A 14,258-nucleotide genomic window follows, 5' to 3' on the forward strand; every position below is an offset into this window, starting at 1 on the left:
GCTCCTGACGCTTCGAGTGGATGGGTTTCAACGGCGGGCCGGGCGGCCTTCGACGGGATAGGCCGGATCGCTGTAGCCGGGTGTGGAGGCATGACCGGGCGGCACCAGGCTGTCGACGAAAGCTTCGTCCTCGGCGGTCAGTGTGAGGTCCAGCGCCGGCAGGTAGCCGTTCCAGTGCTCCTCGGTGCGCGGGCCGGCAATCAGCGAGCTGACCAGCGGATTGTTCAGCACCCAGGCCAGGGCGAACGCAGCCGGCGTGGTGCCACGGGCGGCGGCATGTTCGGCGATGCGCTGGGCGATCTGCAGGGATTCAGGCCGCCATTCGGTCTGCTGGATGCGCTTGTCGCCACGGCCGACGCGGGAATCCGCTGGCGGTTCGGCGCCGGGCCGGTACTTGCCGGTGAGCACGCCACGAGCCAGGGGGCTGTAGGGCACCACGCCGATGCCGAAGTGACCGGCGACCGGCAGTTGCTCGACCTCGGCGGTGCGGTCCACCAGGTTGTACAGCGGCTCGCTGCAGATCGGCCGGTCGATGCCAAGCTGGTCGGCCAGGCGCACCACCTCGGCGATGCGCCAGCCGCGGAAGTTGGACAGGCCGTAGTAGCGCACCTTGCCCTGGCGGATCAGCTCGCCCACCGCGCGCAGGCCTTCCTCCAGCGGCGCATCGACGTCGGTGCGGTGGAAGTAGAGGATGTCCAGGTAATCGGTTCCCAGGCGGCGCAGGCTGTCGTCCACGGCCTGGTAGATCCACTTGCGCGACTGGCCTCGGTGGTTCGGGCCGTCGCCCAAAGCATTGCCGAACTTGCTGGCGATCACCCAGTCATCGCGGCGGGCGGCGACGGCCCGCCCTACGATCTCCTCGGAGCGGCCCTTGTGGTACACGTCGGCGGTGTCGATGAAATTGACGCCTTGGTCGAAGGCCTTATCGATGATGCGGCGCGAAGTCGGCTCGTCGGTCTCGCCACCGAACATCATGGCGCCCAGGCACAAGGGCGAGACTTTCAGGGCACTACGGCCCAGGTAACGGTATTCCATGGAATGCTCCTCAGGCGGCATCGCGCTCGGCGAACACGCGGCGGGCAACGCCCAGCGCAGTGGAAGCCGTGGGCCAGCCGGAATAGAAAGCCAGGTGAGTGATGGCCTCGATCAGCTCCTCTCGGGTCAGGCCGTTGTCCAGCGCCTTGCCCAGGTGGAAGTAGAGCTCGTTGGCCTGGTAGCGCGCCACCAGGCTGGAGACGGTGATCAGACTGCGGTCACGCGGCGAAAGGCCGGGGCGCTCCCAGACATCGCCGAACAGCACCTGGTCGGTGTAGTCGGCCAATGCCGGGGCAATGTCGCCGAATGCCTTGTGGGCGGTGGAGGCTGGTTCGCTCATGGTGTTCTCCGCTTCGCTGATGAACTGGTGGACCATGCTAGGCCGCGTCGAGCCGCTGATTAAGAGCCGAAACGCGTTTGGACCTATGAGGCGAGTTCATGAATGCCGGGGCATAACCCATGAACCATGCTCATAGGCGAATGCGGTTTCAGCCGTCTAATCACGGCGAAAACCCTTGAGTAAAGTCCATTCCAGACGTTTCGCCGGGCAATCCTGCCCTCCCCGCTTCAGGAGAGAGATCGATGGACACGCGCACACTGGGCCGCAACGGCCTGCAGGTATCGGCACTGGGCCTGGGTTGCATGGGCCTGAGCTATGGTTACGGCCCGGCGGTCGACCGCTACGATGGCATCCGTTTGTTACGCACCGCCTTCGACAGCGGCGTGACCTTCTTCGACAGCGCCGAAGCCTACGGTCCCTTCGCCAACGAGGAACTGCTGGGCGAAGCCCTGGCGCCGGTGCGCGACCAGGTGGTGATCGCCACCAAGTTCGGCTTCAGGAATGGAGACGTCGCCCAGGGCCTGGACAGCCGCCCGGAGAACATCCGCGCCGTAGCCGAAGCCTCGCTCAAGCGCCTGAAAACCGATCGCATCGATCTGCTCTACCAGCACCGTGTCGACCCGGACGTGCCGATGGAAGACGTGGCCGGCACCGTCGCCGAGCTGATCCGCGAGGGCAAGGTGAAACACTTCGGCCTCTCCGAAGCCGGCGTGCAATCCATCCGCCGCGCCCACGCGGTGCAGCCGGTGGCGGCGTTGCAGAGCGAATACTCGCTGTGGTGGCGCGAGCCGGAGAAGGAGATCCTTCCGCTGCTGGCCGAGCTGGGCATCGGTTTCGTGCCCTTCAGCCCGCTGGGCAAGGGCTTCCTCACGGGCGCCATCGATGAGCGCACGCAGTTCTCCGCCAGTGATTTCCGCAACGTCGTGCCGCGCTTCTCCGAGGAGAACCGCAAGGCCAATGCCGGGCTGATCGACGTGCTCGGCCGTCTCGCCGAGAGCAAGGGCGCCACCCGCGCGCAGATCGCCATCGCCTGGTTGCTGGCCCAGCAGCCCTGGATCGTGCCGATCCCCGGCACCACCAAGCTGCACCGGCTGGAAGAAAACCTCGGCGCGGCTTCGCTGGTGCTGGAGGCTGCCGATCTCGCCGCCATCGAAGCAGCGCTGCGCGAGATCGAGATCGTCGGCGAGCGCTATCCGGCGCATCTGCAGCAGCGCGTAGGACGCTGATCGAGGCAAAGCCCGGCGCCGATCGGCGCTGGGCGCTTGCCATCAACCCTCGAAGGTCACCGGGCGCAGCGGCGCAGTGTTGACCTTGAGCTCGAAGACGTCCGGCCGCGCATAGTGGCCGACCACGTCGAAGTCGAGATTGCCCTGGTTGAGCTGGCCCATGTCGAGATCGGCATAGAGTTCGGTCTCGCAATCGAATACCGGCCCCGCCAGTACTTCGCCCAGTGGGCTGACGATCATGCTGCCGCCACGCATGACGTAGTCGTCCTCCTTGTGCGTCAGCCCAAAGGCTTCGCGGTGCTGCTGCGGGTAGTCGCCCAGGCGAATCGCCTGGCAGGCCGAGAGCACGAACACCCGCCCTTCCAGCGCGATGTGCACCATCGAGCTGGCCCAGGACGGGCGATCATCCGCGGTCGGCGCGCAGTACAGTTGCACCCCCTGCGCGTACATGGCCTGGCGCAGCGCCGGCATGTAGTTCTCCCAGCAGATCACACTGCCGACTACGCCGAACTCGGTCTCTACCGGTGCGATGGTCGAGCCGTCGCCGAAGCCCCAGATCAGGCGTTCCTGGCCGGTGGGCATCAGCTTGCGGTGGTAGCCGGCGATTCCGCGCCCGGGCACCAGGGTCACGGCGGTGCAGTAGAGGGTACGACCGTAGCGCTCGATGATGCCGACCACCGTGGTCACGCCCGTCTGCTCAACGCTTTCGGCGAGTGCCGCCAGTTCCGGCCCCTCCAGCGCCACGGCAGCTTCGACATAGCGCTGGTAGAGGTCGCGCCCGGCGGCACTGCGATTGCCCACCACGCTGCCGAAGGCCGCCCCCTTGGGATAGCCGCCGATGTAGGCCTCGGGGAACACCGCCAGCTTTGCGCCCTGCTCCGCCACGCGACGCAGGATGCCGGCGGCCTTCTTGACGCTGGCCATGGGCTCGTAGGGAACGGAAGCGGCCTGGATGATTGCTACACGGGTCATGGGGACTCCTGACTGCTGTGAAATGGATTAGAAGCGGCTGATGTCGTTGTCGCGGGTTTCCGGCAGGGTCTTCCACAGCACCACCAGGCACACCAGGGAGACTGCCGCCAGATAGGCCGCCGGCAGGTTCGCGTCACCGGTCTGGCGGATCAGCGCGGCGGCGATGAAGGGGCCGGGGCCGGCGAGGATCGCCAGTGCCAGGTTGTGCCCCAGGGCGGCGCCGGTGGAGCGGATCGACGCCGGGAACACTTCCACCAGCAACACCACGTCCATCACCGCGGTGATGGCCACCAGCACGCCCATGACGGTCAGTCCGACGAGGATCGCCACCGGGTTGCCGGTGTTGAGCAGCAGGAAGATCGGGTAGGCCAGCAGCGTCAATGCCGCCGCCGCGCCCAGCAGCAGCTGACGCCGGCCGATGCTGTCGCTCAGGCGGCCGATCAGCGGGTTGACGATGACGTAGACCACCAGCGCGATGCTGCACAGCCACAGCGCGCTGCTGCGCGGCAGGCCGACGGTACTGACCAGGTGGTTGTTGGCGTAGGTGATGAAGTAGTAGAGCGACACGCCGAACAATGCGGAGAAGGCAAAGGTCGTAATGAAAGCGCGGCGGCGCACGGCCTTGCTCGGCGCCAGGGCCTTGAGCGCATCGCGTTGGCGGACCATTTCCTCGTACACCGGTGTGTCGCCCAGCTTGCGGCGGATGAACACCGCGATACCGGTCATCACGATCGACGCCACGAACGGCAGCCGCCACCCCCAGGCCGCCAATTGCGCATCGTCCAGCGCCGAAGAGATGCTCGCGGCAGTGAAGGTGCCGAACAGGAACGCCAGCCCGGCGGTGCCGGTGATCACGCTGGCGGCAGTGGCCCGGCGGTTCGACGGCGCGCTCTCGACGATGTAGATGCCGGCGCTGGACCACTCGCCACCGACCATCATGCCCTGGATGAAGCGCATGGCGATCAGCAGGATCGGTGCAGCGATGCCGATTGCCTCATAGGAGGGCAACAAGCCGATGATGGTGGTGCAGACGCCCATGCCGAACACGGTGATGATCAGCACCGCGCGACGGCCGAAACGGTCGCCGATGGGGCCGAGGATCAGTGCGCCGAACGGCCGCGAGAGGAAGCCGACGGCAAACACCGCCAGCGACGAGAGCAGCGAGACTCCCGGCGCGCTGGACGGGAAGAACAGCATGCCGATCACGGCGGCGAAATAGCCGTAGATGGCGAAGTCGAACCACTCCATGAAGTTGCCGATGCCGACCGCGATGGCCCGCTTGCGAATGTCCGACCGCCCGCCCCTGGTACGGATGCTGCTTGCACCCACGCTTTGCGAAATCGCGTCCACAGGATTCTCCATCCCTTGTTATGGTTGTGTGGACGCCAGACTAGGAATCCCCGCGGGCGCAGGGCAAACGATTAGGAAATATGAGCCGGATTAACGTACGTAATATCTCGCGGATCGACCTGAACCTTCTGCTCACCTTCCACTGCCTGATGACCGAGCGCAGCGCCACCCGCGCCTCGGCCGTGCTGCACGTGACCCAGGGTGCGGTGAGCGCGGCCCTGCGCCGGCTGCGCGAGCATTTCGCGGACGAACTGTTCATTCGCACCGCGTCAGGCATGCAGCCGACGCGCAAGGCCATGGAGCTGGCGCCGAAGATCGCCGAGGCGCTCACCTCGATCTCCGGCGTGCTCGGCAGCGAACCGGATTTCTCCGCGCGCGACTCCAGCTACGTGTTCAACATCGGCCTGTCCGACGACATTGAGGCCTGCCTCGCACCGCGCATCGTCAATGCCGCCGCGGCGGAGGGCCTGGGCGTGAGCTTCGCCTTCCACCAGAGCAACAGCTCGCTGTGGAAACAGTCCCTGCAGGACCCGGACATGGACCTGGTGATCTGCAGCGAACCAAAGGATTTCGGCACCAGCTACTCGTCCCAGGTGCTGTTCTCCTCGTCCTACTCCTGCCTGTTCCGCCCGCGTGGCCGCGCCGCGGAGGAGCCGATCGCCCTGGAGGAATACTTCGCGGCGAACCACGTGCGCGTCTCCTACGATGGCCGGCGCGGGTTCATTGACGACATGTTCGAGGCCGCCGGCTACGCGCGCCGGGTCACCGCCTCCTTCACGCACTTCAGCGGCGCGCTGACGACGCTGATGAGCAGCGAGGTGATCGCCACCATCCCGACCTTCGCCGCCGAAAGCTATGCGGCGATGACCGACCTGGTGGTCAGCCCGGTGCCCTTCCCGGTGCCGTCCTTCCGCTGCTTCATGGTCTGGGACATCGCCCGCCACAACAAACCGCACCACGAGTGGCTGCGGCAGTTCATCGGCGAGCTGGGGCAGAAGCTGGGTTGAACTCCCAGCCCCGTGCCGGATGAAAAACCACCTGCGCGCCTGACGCCGGCCACGCCTTTGCAGGATGGGTGGAGCGCAGCGCTTTCCTACGGCCTGACACCGGGCTCTGCCTGTAGGAGCGCCCCATGGGCGCAATCGCGGGCATGACCCGCTTGTATGGCGTTAGGGTAGGAACCTGTCGGGGGTGGAGGGACAAGACCCGCTTCTGCAAGCCAGACGGTAGGAGACTTCCCCCACCCACGCGCTCACGACAAGCGCCGATAAGGAATCCATCGGTTGAGTTCGCCGCTCGAACCGACGATACCGGCAAGCCTGCGCCACTGTGAGCCCCCGACAGGCAGTTCCCATCTTCAGCGTCGGAGGGCCCCATGACAAGTCAGGTTGCGGTTATCGGAATTGATGTCGCCAAGGACTCGCTGAGTATCTGCGATGCCCGGACGGGCGAAGTACTCGAGCTGAGCAATGAGTCCCGCCCGATCAAAGACTGGCTCAAGACTCTGCCCTCTGGCTGTTCGATCGCTATCGAAGCGACGGGGATCTACCACGTCCTGGTCGCCACGTTGGCCCATGCCCGTGGTCACCGGATCTACGTCATCAACGGCTATCGCCTGAGCAATTACCGCAAGGGAATCGGTGGGCGAAACAAAGATGATCGCCGCGATGCCCAACTGCTGGCTCGCTACCTGGCCCACGAACAGACGCACCTGGATCCCTGGCAGCCGCCGAGCAAGGTATACAGCCGCCTGCAGGCTATGTTGCATCGCCGGGCCGTCGTCGTTCGCAGTGCGACATCCCTGCGCCAGAGCTTCTCCCAGGACCGGCAACTGGCAAGTGCGCTGAAGCCAGTCCTCAAGCGTCTGTCCGCCCTGGAGAAGAAGCTGGAAGAGGCTATCCAGTGCGTGCTGGAGGAAGCTGGCCTGACAGCCCAGAGCAAGCGCTGCCAGACAGTGGAGGGTATCGGACCGCTGACCGCAGCGGCCTTGAACATGGCCTTCCTGCGCGGAGAGTTCCGCAACAGCGATGCATTCATCGCCTTTGTCGGCCTGGACGTTCGCCTGAAAGAATCGGGCCGCTACAGCGGTCGGCGCAAACTGACCAAGCAGGGTGATCCGGAAGTCCGTCGGCTACTGCACAACGCCGCCATGGCCGCAGCCCGCACGCAGCGCTGGCAAGCTCTCTATCAAAGCTACCTGCAGCGCGGGCTGAAAAGGATTGAAGCGCTGACCATCCTCGCCCGCAAATTAGCCCGGATTGCCTTTGCACTGATGAAGACTCAACAGCCGTATCGGCCTGCCGCCGATACGGTGGGGTAGACATAGAATCTCCTACAGGCTCGCGATCGGTATCGGGCGGAACAGCAGTTCGCTGGCCAGCACCTCGATGCCGGCTGGCGAGCTTTCCAGTAGTCGGCGCTCGCTATCGGCCACCTGCAACTCGAGATCGAACGCCTGCCCACCCAGGGTCTCTGCGATGGCCCGCACGGCATCGCGGGCCCAGGGCAGGTCGGAGTCGAAATGGCCGAGCAACTGGCCGTGGCGCTGGATGATCAGGCGGTACTTCTGCATGACGGGCTCTCGCGGAAATCGAATGGGCGGCGTTACTGGTGTCGAATCGAAACATTGACAGAGCCTACCGTCCTGGCAGATTTTGTCCAGGTAGTTTTTGATCGATACCACTTTCACACCTGAGAGCCATGCCATGAGCCTGCCCGCCATTTCCCTCGATGCCGTCCTCACCGGCCGCGCCGTGCCCTTCACCCGACCCGGCTCGCGCAGCGCCATCGCCAAGCAGCCGCGCCAGACCCGCCTGGCGGTGACGACAGTGGGGCTGGAGAGCGACGAACAAGGCGACCTGCGCGTGCACGGCGGGGTGGAAAAGGCCATCCACCACTACCCCCGCGAGCATTACGCCGCCTGGGCCAGCGAACTGGGCGAGCATCCGCTGCTGGGCCGGCCCGGCGCATTCGGCGAGAACTTCAGCACCACCGGCTGGACGGAAGCCGACCTCTGCCTGGGCGACCGCATCCGCGCCGGCACCGCCTTGCTGGAGGTATCCCAGGGGCGCATGCCCTGCTGGAAGCTCAATGACCGCTTCGACGTGGCTCAGATGGCCCTGCGGGTGCAGGAATCGGGGCGCACCGGCTGGTACTACCGGGTGCTGGAGGAAGGCGAAGTGACCGCCGGCGCAACACTGGAACTGCTCGAGCGGCCCTATGCCGACTGGTCACTGCAGAGGCTCTCCGCCGTGCTGTTCGACAAGCGTGTGGACATCGACGTGCTGCGCGAATGCCTGGAACTGCCATTGCCGCCCAACTGGCGCCGCACGCTCTCGCGGCGCCTGGAGAACGGCGCGGTGGAAGACTGGAGTCCGCGTCTGGAGGGCAGCCCGAAGGCCTGACTCAGGACTCCACGGCGCGCGCCGGAAGCTCTGCCGGAGCGCGGTGCAGACCGATGGCCCAGAGCACGCCGACGGTGAGCAGGACAATCGCCAGCGCTTCCACCGGGCCGGGCAGCCGCTGCTCGTTGATATAGGCGTAGGCGCAGGCGAACAGCGTTTCGAAAACGATCAGCTGGCCACCCAGACTCATCGGCAGGCGGCGCGTGGCAGCATTCCACAGGCCGTTGGCGACCCATGAGCCGAACACGGCGAGGAACAGCGACACCCAGAGGAACACCATCCAGCGCTCCGGGGAAATCCCCGTCGGCACCGCCTGCGGCGCGATCAGCACACCCACGCCGGCCAGCACCACGGCCATGACGCCGGTGACCATGCCGATCAGCGTCGACCAGTCGTGGCTGGTGAAGTGGCTGGCCTTCAGGTAGCGCGCGTTGGCCGTGGCGTACCAGGACCAGCAGACCACCGCCGAAAAACCGCAGACGATACCGAGGACGCGTTCACCCGGCGTGCTGCCGGCCGCCAGGAGAGCCGTCGGGTCGAGGTTGATGCAGAGAATGCCCAGCGCGACCAGTGCCAGTGGCAGCTTCATCCGCGACAACGGCAGCGAATCCGCTTCCGAACGGCTGCGGTAGCTGATCGCCAGCGGCATGATGCCGTTGATCAGCGAGGCCGCCGCCACCCCGGCGAACTGCACCGCCGCCGAGAGCAGCGCGAAGTACAGCAGGTTGCCGGCCAGGGACAGCCGAATCAGCATCGACAGGTCTTCGCGGCTGACCCGCCGAAGCAGGCCGAGGGCCACCGGCAAGGCGATCAGCAGCGAGATGGCACCATACAGCGCGAAGCGCACGGAACTGATCAGCAGCGGGTTGAATTCCGGCACCAGCGACGGCGCGAGGATCACCCCACCCCAGATTGCGCCTGCCATGCCTGCATAGACCACCCCGCGTTTCATCTCCAACACCCTCGATACTTCAGTGAATGCCCATAAAGAGCCGCCACGGTAGCCGTTGTGGTAGTTTCTGACCAAGGATAAATCCGCACCGAGACATTCCCGCGAGGAATGTCTGAAGGTATTCACCGGAGAACTGCCATCAGCCGCTACCTGCGTACCCTGCCGCCCCTGGAAACCCTCATCACCTTCGAGGCCGTGGGCCGCTACGGCAGTTTCACCCAGGCCGCCACCGAGCTGTTCCTTACCCAGAGCGCAGTGAGCAAGCAGATGCGCGCGCTGGAAGAGAGCCTCAAGGTGCCCTTGTTCGAGCGCAAACCGCGCGGCGTCACACTCACTGCCGCCGGCGCGGAGTTGCTGACCACCGTGGACATGCTGCTGGATCGCCTGCAACACAGCGTGCGGCGCATCCGCAACGTGCACCAGAGCAACGCCGTGTCGGTGCTGGCAACCCATGCGCTGGCGCAGTTCTGGCTGTTCCCCAAGCTGATCGAATTCAACAAGGCCCATCCCGGCATCGCCGTGCACGTGCACGCGATCAACGAGATCGACGAAGCCAGCCTGGTGGATTTCGACCTGGGCATTCTCTATGGCGCCGGCGACTGGACCACGCTGAACAGCCGCTTCGTGCTGCCGGAGGTGGTCTACCCCGTGGCCCGGCCGGACTTCGACGCCGCGAGCATCACCACCCTCGAACAGCTCGCCGCCGCGCCCCTGGTGCAGCTGGATACCTCGGCCTGGAGCTGCCTGGACTGGCACGACTGGTTCGGCCACTTCGGCAAGGACTACCAGCCGGCGGAAAGCGACCCGGTGTTCAACCAGCTCACCCTCGCCTACCGTGCCGTACAGCAAGGCATGGGCATCGGCCTGGCGTGGGGCTTCATGGCGGACGACGCGGTGGCCAGCGGCGAGATGCAACGGGTGACCGACCTCGCCATGGTCACTGAGCGCGGCGAGTACCTGGTGTCCCTGCGCCACCGCCAGCTGTCGCCGGCTGCGCAGCTCTTCCATGACTGGCTGCTGGACTCGGTCGGTTCAGTCGAAGCGCGCGCGTAAGGACTCGATCACCTGTTCGATCGACGGCCCCAGCACCGCGGGCGGCACCGGCGCGTCGCCGAACTCGCGCCAGACGAACAGGGTCAGCTCGGCGCCGTCGGTCTGGGTCGCGGCATCCTCGACATGGGCGAACTGGCCCAGCGAGCGATAACGCGCGTCGGCCCAGAACGCCTCCTCCACCCAGGCGTATACCGGGATGAAATGGAAGTGGATCGGCAAGCCCGGCGAGTGGCCGAAGCGGCCCATATACAGCCACTTGGGTTGCAGCGTCGCTTCGAGGATGCGCTGCACCTTCGCCATCAGCACACCCAGTTCTGCCAGCGCGGCATCCGGCAGGTCGGCCAGGGACTCCACCGGCTGTTTCGAACCGAGCATCAGGTAGCCCGGCAAGGCGGACGCCAGGTGGTGGTTGAGCAGCCAGTGCTCCGTCTGGTGGATGACGTGGGTGGACGGTATCTGCATCGACGGGCGTCCAGCGCAAAACGGCACGCCAGCCTAGCAGACAGAGTCCTCGAAAAGCGCTCAGGCGAGCGCGACCCAACCGCGGAAGGCGAAGCCGACGTAAAAGGCTTCGATGCGACTGAAACCAGCCTCCCAGAGCAGCGCCTCGTCCTGCTCGGGCGTGAGGATGTTCAGGTGCGCATCCACCGCTGTGCGGGCTTGTTGCGCATTGGCCGGCTCCATTCCCGCGCTAACGGCGAAGTCCGCATAGCGCGACAGCCAGCGCGCCCGCTCGCCTGCGCCTTGCGGCACGCAGAGGTGCGCCATGACGAAGGCAGCGCCCGGCTTCAGGCGCGCGTGGAGCTCCCGCAGCACGCGAAGCCGCTCGGGCTCGGGCAGAAAGTGCAGGGTCAGCAGGCAGGCACCGCCATCGAACGGCCCCGCTGGCGCATCGTCGATATAGCCCTGCAGCAGGTCGGCACGCTGGGCATCCGGCCCCAGCATCTGCGCGGCGACCGCAAGCATTTCGGCAGACGGGTCGACGCCGGTGAAGCGCCATTGCGGCTGGGCATGGGCGAAGGCCCGCAGCTCCATGCCGCCACCCGCCCCAAGCACCAGCAGGTGTCCGTCCTGCGGCGCCTGCTCGGCCAGAAGGATGGCCGCCATGTGGTGCAGGTCGAACAGGCCGGGAACGAAACGTGGCGGGTTTTCCGCGTAGCGCGCGGCGGCATCGGGATCGTGGAACGGGGCCATCAGTTCGGAGTGGTTCATGCCGAGTCCTTTCAGAGTCACTCGCTGGCGAACAGCTTCTTCAGTTCCCGCTCGCTGACGGCCTTGGCCATGGCGGTGAGGAATACCTTGAACAGCAGGCCGCAGAACAGGGCCGTCAGGGCGACGGTGAAGAAGGTCGCCACCAGCCAGTCGACTGGCGCCCAGCCGCTGGCGATCACTACCGGACGGTAGACCAGGGTGCCGGCGATCACCACCCAGTGGCTGAAGCAGTAGAAGCATTGGAACAGATGGCCGACCTGGGGGTGGACCTTCCAGGCCAGCTTGCGCAAGGGGGCGAAGAGTTCGGTCTGGGTGACCGTCATGGACAGCGCAGAAGCCGCGATGGCGAGGGCGATGCAGGTCCACAGCGCGCCGGCCAGCGGCGAGTTCAAGAGATCGATCATGGGAGGGGCTTCCTGGTGGGTGTCGAATCTTTCGTTACTTTTAAAGTAACTTGACTGAGCACGCAGGGTCAACGCCGGTCATCGAGCGGCATTCAGCGCAAACGGCAATCAGCGGTCTTTCGGGTACAGCGCAGTGAAGCGCTCGGCAAGATCGGCCAGGGATACGGCGCCCAGGCGCTCGAGGAGGATGGCGGTGGCCTGTTCCATGGCGTCCTGCAGTGCCGCGTTGACCACCTTTTCCACCAGGCAGTCCGGGTGCACGTGGTCGAACCCCATGGCGAACAGGCGCTCGCTGCCAACCGCTCGGTAGACGTCGAGCAACGTCACCCGGGCCAGGTCGCAATCCAGTGTCCAGCCACCGCCGTGGCCCTTTTCCGAACGCACGTAGCCAGCTTCGCGCAGGCCGCCCATGGTTCGCCGCACCACGGCCGGGTTGGTGCCGAGCATCTGGGCGATGCGCTCGGAGGTCACGGGCTGGTCGTCGCGGGCCATATGCAGCAGCACATGGAGCATGCGCGAGAGGCGGCTGTCGGTTCGCACGGCGGGGTCTCGAAAGGAAATGCGCCTGCATCATCGCACCCCGCCACCGCGCCGTTCAAACCCGTCTGCCACTGGCATTGCCACGGGAATGGGCGACAATGGCGGTCACGCGCCCACTTCCGCCTCTCCGCGAGTCCCGACCATGAACGACCTTTCCATCCAGTTGGTGCAGGCCGGCCCTGAGCACCAGGAACTGATCCGCAACCTCTACCAGTACTACGCCTACGAGTCGTCGGACTGGGAAGACGAGGACGTGGAGGTCGACGGCCGGTTTTACATCCACGAAGAGCACCTGGCGCGCTACTGGAGCGAGCCGGAATGGAGCGCCAACCTGATCCTCGCCGATGGCTTCATCGCCGGCTTCCTGCTGGTGGAAGGCAGCGAGCTGCCGGGCATCGACGCGCTGGAGCTATCCGACCTCTTCGTGCTGAAGAAGTACCGCCGACTCGGCATCGGCCGCGCCCTGGCGAACCAGGTGCTGCTGGGCAATCCCGGCCCCTGGCTGGTGCGTTTCTATGCCCAGGACGACGTGGCGGCGGCCTTCTGGAAAGCCGTGTTCGCCGAGCTGCCACGCTCGGTACAGGCCATCGAGCCGGGCGACGATCCGCAGTTGGTGAGCTACCTGGTCAGCCCGGTCGCTCACTGACCCCCTGTTCTTCAGGATCAGTCTTCTGTCATTTCCGATCATTGAGCGACCCGCCGGCCCGGCCGTATCGTCCTGAGCGAACAACAAGAACGCTCTGGAGGTATCCCCGTGACCGCACTCAACCTGCAACCCCACGCCGCCGCTTCCCTGGCCAGCTGGCACCAGATGGTGGCCGCCAAGAACCTGTCCAACCTGCCGCAGCTGCTGGCGCCCAATGCGGTGTTCCGCTCGCCCATGGCCCACAGTCCCTACCCTGGCGCGCCGGTGGTCTCGACCATCCTCAACACCGTCCTGCAAGTCTTCGAGAACTTCACCTACCACCGCGAGCTGGCCACCGGTGACGGCCTGAACGTGGTGCTGGAGTTCAGTGCGACGGTGAACGGCAAGGACCTCAAGGGCATCGACATGATCCGCTTCGACGAGAGCGGCAAGATCGTCGAGTTCGAGGTAATGGTTCGCCCACTGAGCGGCCTGCAGGCGCTGGGCGAGGAAATGGGTCGGCGCCTGGCCCCCTACCTGGCCGCCGCCAAGGCACAGACCGCCAAGAGCTGATTGCTCGCCCGGGGGATTTCTGCTGGTATGGGCCATTACCCGTTCAAGGAAATCCCCATGGCCTCCTTCGAGGAACTCTTCTCCATCGGCGAAGGCTTCGACGCCTTCGTCGCCCACGGCCTGCCCGACGAGATCGCCGGCGTGCGCAAGGTCCAGCGGCAACTGGCCGAGCCCGGCACGATCGGTACCGAGACCCTGCGCCGCATCCAGGCCATCGAAGGCCGCTATCGCCTGCTGATCGCCGGCGAGATGTGGTGCCCGGACTGCCAGATCAACGTCACCGTGATGGACCACCTGCAGCGCCTGCAACCCCGCGTAGAGCTGGCGGTGATCACCAAGGGCCGCGCCGAGGATGACCTGCGCGAGCGCATGGCACTGGAGCGCATCCTGATTCCGGTAGTGCTGGTGCTCGATGGCGACTTCCAGCCGGTCGGCCGCTTCATCGAGCGGCCGCAGGACGTGGTGGCCGGTGGTGACGCGCTCAAGCCAGCGTACCGTGCGGGCGAGTACCTGGAGAGCACACTGACGGACCTGCTGGAATTGTTCGAGACGGCTGAAGGCCGGGCGTAATT

General features: G+C 65.7%; 18 protein-coding genes. 8 read left to right on the top strand and 10 right to left on the bottom strand.

Annotation, left to right across the window (positions count from 1 at the left end; translation table 11 throughout):
• Positions 1-27 precede the first annotated feature (27 nt).
• The gene (locus AC1ZV1_RS17445; protein WP_484292814.1) at positions 28-1,035 is read right to left on the bottom strand and encodes an aldo/keto reductase; all 1,008 of its coding nucleotides are present in this window, start codon (positions 1,033-1,035) and stop codon (positions 28-30) included.
• A gap of 10 nt (positions 1,036-1,045) precedes the next feature.
• On the bottom strand, positions 1,046-1,375 hold the full coding sequence (locus tag AC1ZV1_RS17450) for a carboxymuconolactone decarboxylase family protein (RefSeq protein WP_484292815.1): 330 nt from the start codon (positions 1,373-1,375) through the stop codon (positions 1,046-1,048).
• A 242-nt stretch (positions 1,376-1,617) separates the two neighbouring features.
• Here AC1ZV1_RS17450 and AC1ZV1_RS17455 point away from each other — a divergent pair, with 242 nt between their 5' ends.
• Positions 1,618-2,601: an aldo/keto reductase gene (locus tag AC1ZV1_RS17455; RefSeq protein ID WP_484292816.1), complete on the top strand. Its 984-nt coding sequence runs from the start codon at positions 1,618-1,620 to the stop codon at positions 2,599-2,601.
• A 42-nt stretch (positions 2,602-2,643) separates the two neighbouring features.
• On the opposite strand, the gene AC1ZV1_RS17460 is transcribed toward AC1ZV1_RS17455, so the two are convergent.
• On the bottom strand, positions 2,644-3,573 hold the full coding sequence (locus AC1ZV1_RS17460; RefSeq protein ID WP_484292817.1) for a carbon-nitrogen hydrolase family protein: 930 nt from the start codon (positions 3,571-3,573) through the stop codon (positions 2,644-2,646).
• A 27-nt stretch (positions 3,574-3,600) separates the two neighbouring features.
• Complete coding sequence (locus tag AC1ZV1_RS17465; protein ID WP_484292818.1) at positions 3,601-4,923, bottom strand: MFS transporter; 1,323 nt, start codon at positions 4,921-4,923, stop codon at positions 3,601-3,603.
• 80 nt (positions 4,924-5,003) lie between these two features.
• Here AC1ZV1_RS17465 and AC1ZV1_RS17470 point away from each other — a divergent pair, with 80 nt between their 5' ends.
• On the top strand, positions 5,004-5,930 hold the full coding sequence (locus AC1ZV1_RS17470; protein ID WP_484292819.1) for a LysR substrate-binding domain-containing protein: 927 nt from the start codon (positions 5,004-5,006) through the stop codon (positions 5,928-5,930).
• Positions 5,931-6,298: 368 nt separating this feature from the next.
• Positions 6,299-7,243, top strand: coding sequence for an IS110 family transposase (locus AC1ZV1_RS17475; RefSeq protein WP_484292820.1), 945 nt, complete (start codon positions 6,299-6,301; stop codon positions 7,241-7,243).
• Positions 7,244-7,255: 12 nt separating this feature from the next.
• Here AC1ZV1_RS17475 and AC1ZV1_RS17480 read toward each other — a convergent pair whose 3' ends face one another.
• Positions 7,256-7,495, bottom strand: coding sequence for a cytoplasmic protein (locus tag AC1ZV1_RS17480; protein WP_484292821.1), 240 nt, complete (start codon positions 7,493-7,495; stop codon positions 7,256-7,258).
• 133 nt (positions 7,496-7,628) lie between these two features.
• Here AC1ZV1_RS17480 and AC1ZV1_RS17485 point away from each other — a divergent pair, with 133 nt between their 5' ends.
• Positions 7,629-8,327: an MOSC domain-containing protein gene (locus tag AC1ZV1_RS17485; protein WP_484292822.1), complete on the top strand. Its 699-nt coding sequence runs from the start codon at positions 7,629-7,631 to the stop codon at positions 8,325-8,327.
• 1 nt (position 8,328) lies between these two features.
• Here the strand turns inward: AC1ZV1_RS17485 and AC1ZV1_RS17490 are convergent, their stop codons facing one another.
• Positions 8,329-9,279: a DMT family transporter gene (locus AC1ZV1_RS17490; RefSeq protein ID WP_484292823.1), complete on the bottom strand. Its 951-nt coding sequence runs from the start codon at positions 9,277-9,279 to the stop codon at positions 8,329-8,331.
• A gap of 108 nt (positions 9,280-9,387) precedes the next feature.
• On the opposite strand from AC1ZV1_RS17490, the gene AC1ZV1_RS17495 reads away from it, so the two are divergent.
• Complete coding sequence (locus AC1ZV1_RS17495; RefSeq protein WP_484292824.1) at positions 9,388-10,332, top strand: LysR substrate-binding domain-containing protein; 945 nt, start codon at positions 9,388-9,390, stop codon at positions 10,330-10,332.
• On the opposite strand, the gene AC1ZV1_RS17500 is transcribed toward AC1ZV1_RS17495, so the two are convergent.
• The 4 genes from AC1ZV1_RS17500 to AC1ZV1_RS17515 all read right to left on the bottom strand — a co-directional run bounded on the left by AC1ZV1_RS17500 (position 10,312) and on the right by AC1ZV1_RS17515 (position 12,488).
• On the bottom strand, positions 10,312-10,794 hold the full coding sequence (locus AC1ZV1_RS17500; RefSeq protein ID WP_484292825.1) for an HIT family protein: 483 nt from the start codon (positions 10,792-10,794) through the stop codon (positions 10,312-10,314). The genes AC1ZV1_RS17495 and AC1ZV1_RS17500 overlap by 21 nt on opposite strands.
• Before the next feature lie 60 nt (positions 10,795-10,854).
• The gene (locus tag AC1ZV1_RS17505; protein ID WP_484292826.1) at positions 10,855-11,544 is read right to left on the bottom strand and encodes a class I SAM-dependent methyltransferase; all 690 of its coding nucleotides are present in this window, start codon (positions 11,542-11,544) and stop codon (positions 10,855-10,857) included.
• A gap of 17 nt (positions 11,545-11,561) precedes the next feature.
• On the bottom strand, positions 11,562-11,948 hold the full coding sequence (locus AC1ZV1_RS17510; RefSeq protein WP_484292827.1) for a DUF1360 domain-containing protein: 387 nt from the start codon (positions 11,946-11,948) through the stop codon (positions 11,562-11,564).
• Between the two features lie 108 nt (positions 11,949-12,056).
• Positions 12,057-12,488, bottom strand: a complete 432-nt coding sequence (locus tag AC1ZV1_RS17515; RefSeq protein ID WP_484292828.1) for an Rrf2 family transcriptional regulator — start codon at positions 12,486-12,488, stop codon at positions 12,057-12,059.
• A gap of 142 nt (positions 12,489-12,630) precedes the next feature.
• Here AC1ZV1_RS17515 and AC1ZV1_RS17520 point away from each other — a divergent pair, with 142 nt between their 5' ends.
• From AC1ZV1_RS17520 to AC1ZV1_RS17530, 3 genes are all read left to right on the top strand, one after another.
• Positions 12,631-13,134, top strand: coding sequence for a GNAT family N-acetyltransferase (locus AC1ZV1_RS17520; RefSeq protein ID WP_484292829.1), 504 nt, complete (start codon positions 12,631-12,633; stop codon positions 13,132-13,134).
• 108 nt (positions 13,135-13,242) lie between these two features.
• Positions 13,243-13,686 (top strand): nuclear transport factor 2 family protein, encoded by a 444-nt coding sequence (locus AC1ZV1_RS17525; RefSeq protein ID WP_484292830.1) that lies wholly within the window; start codon positions 13,243-13,245, stop codon positions 13,684-13,686.
• 57 nt (positions 13,687-13,743) lie between these two features.
• Positions 13,744-14,256 carry a thioredoxin family protein gene (locus tag AC1ZV1_RS17530; RefSeq protein ID WP_484292831.1) on the top strand — a complete coding sequence of 171 codons (513 nt, stop codon included), beginning with the start codon at positions 13,744-13,746 and terminating at the stop codon, positions 14,254-14,256.
• Positions 14,257-14,258: the final 2 nt, after the last annotated feature.

Source organism: Pseudomonas sp. BB438 (assembly GCF_057180225.1).

Coding starts and splice junctions, on each gene's coding strand:
- AC1ZV1_RS17445 (WP_484292814.1), bottom strand. CDS start 1,035: ATGGAATACCGTTACCTGGGCCGTAGTGCCCTGAAAGTCTCGCCCTTG.
- AC1ZV1_RS17450 (WP_484292815.1), bottom strand. CDS start 1,375: ATGAGCGAACCAGCCTCCACCGCCCACAAGGCATTCGGCGACATTGCC.
- AC1ZV1_RS17455 (WP_484292816.1), top strand. CDS start 1,618: ATGGACACGCGCACACTGGGCCGCAACGGCCTGCAGGTATCGGCACTG.
- AC1ZV1_RS17460 (WP_484292817.1), bottom strand. CDS start 3,573: ATGACCCGTGTAGCAATCATCCAGGCCGCTTCCGTTCCCTACGAGCCC.
- AC1ZV1_RS17470 (WP_484292819.1), top strand. CDS start 5,004: ATGAGCCGGATTAACGTACGTAATATCTCGCGGATCGACCTGAACCTT.
- AC1ZV1_RS17475 (WP_484292820.1), top strand. CDS start 6,299: ATGACAAGTCAGGTTGCGGTTATCGGAATTGATGTCGCCAAGGACTCG.
- AC1ZV1_RS17480 (WP_484292821.1), bottom strand. CDS start 7,495: ATGCAGAAGTACCGCCTGATCATCCAGCGCCACGGCCAGTTGCTCGGC.
- AC1ZV1_RS17485 (WP_484292822.1), top strand. CDS start 7,629: ATGAGCCTGCCCGCCATTTCCCTCGATGCCGTCCTCACCGGCCGCGCC.
- AC1ZV1_RS17490 (WP_484292823.1), bottom strand. CDS start 9,279: ATGAAACGCGGGGTGGTCTATGCAGGCATGGCAGGCGCAATCTGGGGT.
- AC1ZV1_RS17495 (WP_484292824.1), top strand. CDS start 9,388: ATGTCTGAAGGTATTCACCGGAGAACTGCCATCAGCCGCTACCTGCGT.
- AC1ZV1_RS17500 (WP_484292825.1), bottom strand. CDS start 10,794: ATGCAGATACCGTCCACCCACGTCATCCACCAGACGGAGCACTGGCTG.
- AC1ZV1_RS17505 (WP_484292826.1), bottom strand. CDS start 11,544: ATGAACCACTCCGAACTGATGGCCCCGTTCCACGATCCCGATGCCGCC.
- AC1ZV1_RS17510 (WP_484292827.1), bottom strand. CDS start 11,948: ATGATCGATCTCTTGAACTCGCCGCTGGCCGGCGCGCTGTGGACCTGC.
- AC1ZV1_RS17520 (WP_484292829.1), top strand. CDS start 12,631: ATGAACGACCTTTCCATCCAGTTGGTGCAGGCCGGCCCTGAGCACCAG.
- AC1ZV1_RS17530 (WP_484292831.1), top strand. CDS start 13,744: ATGGCCTCCTTCGAGGAACTCTTCTCCATCGGCGAAGGCTTCGACGCC.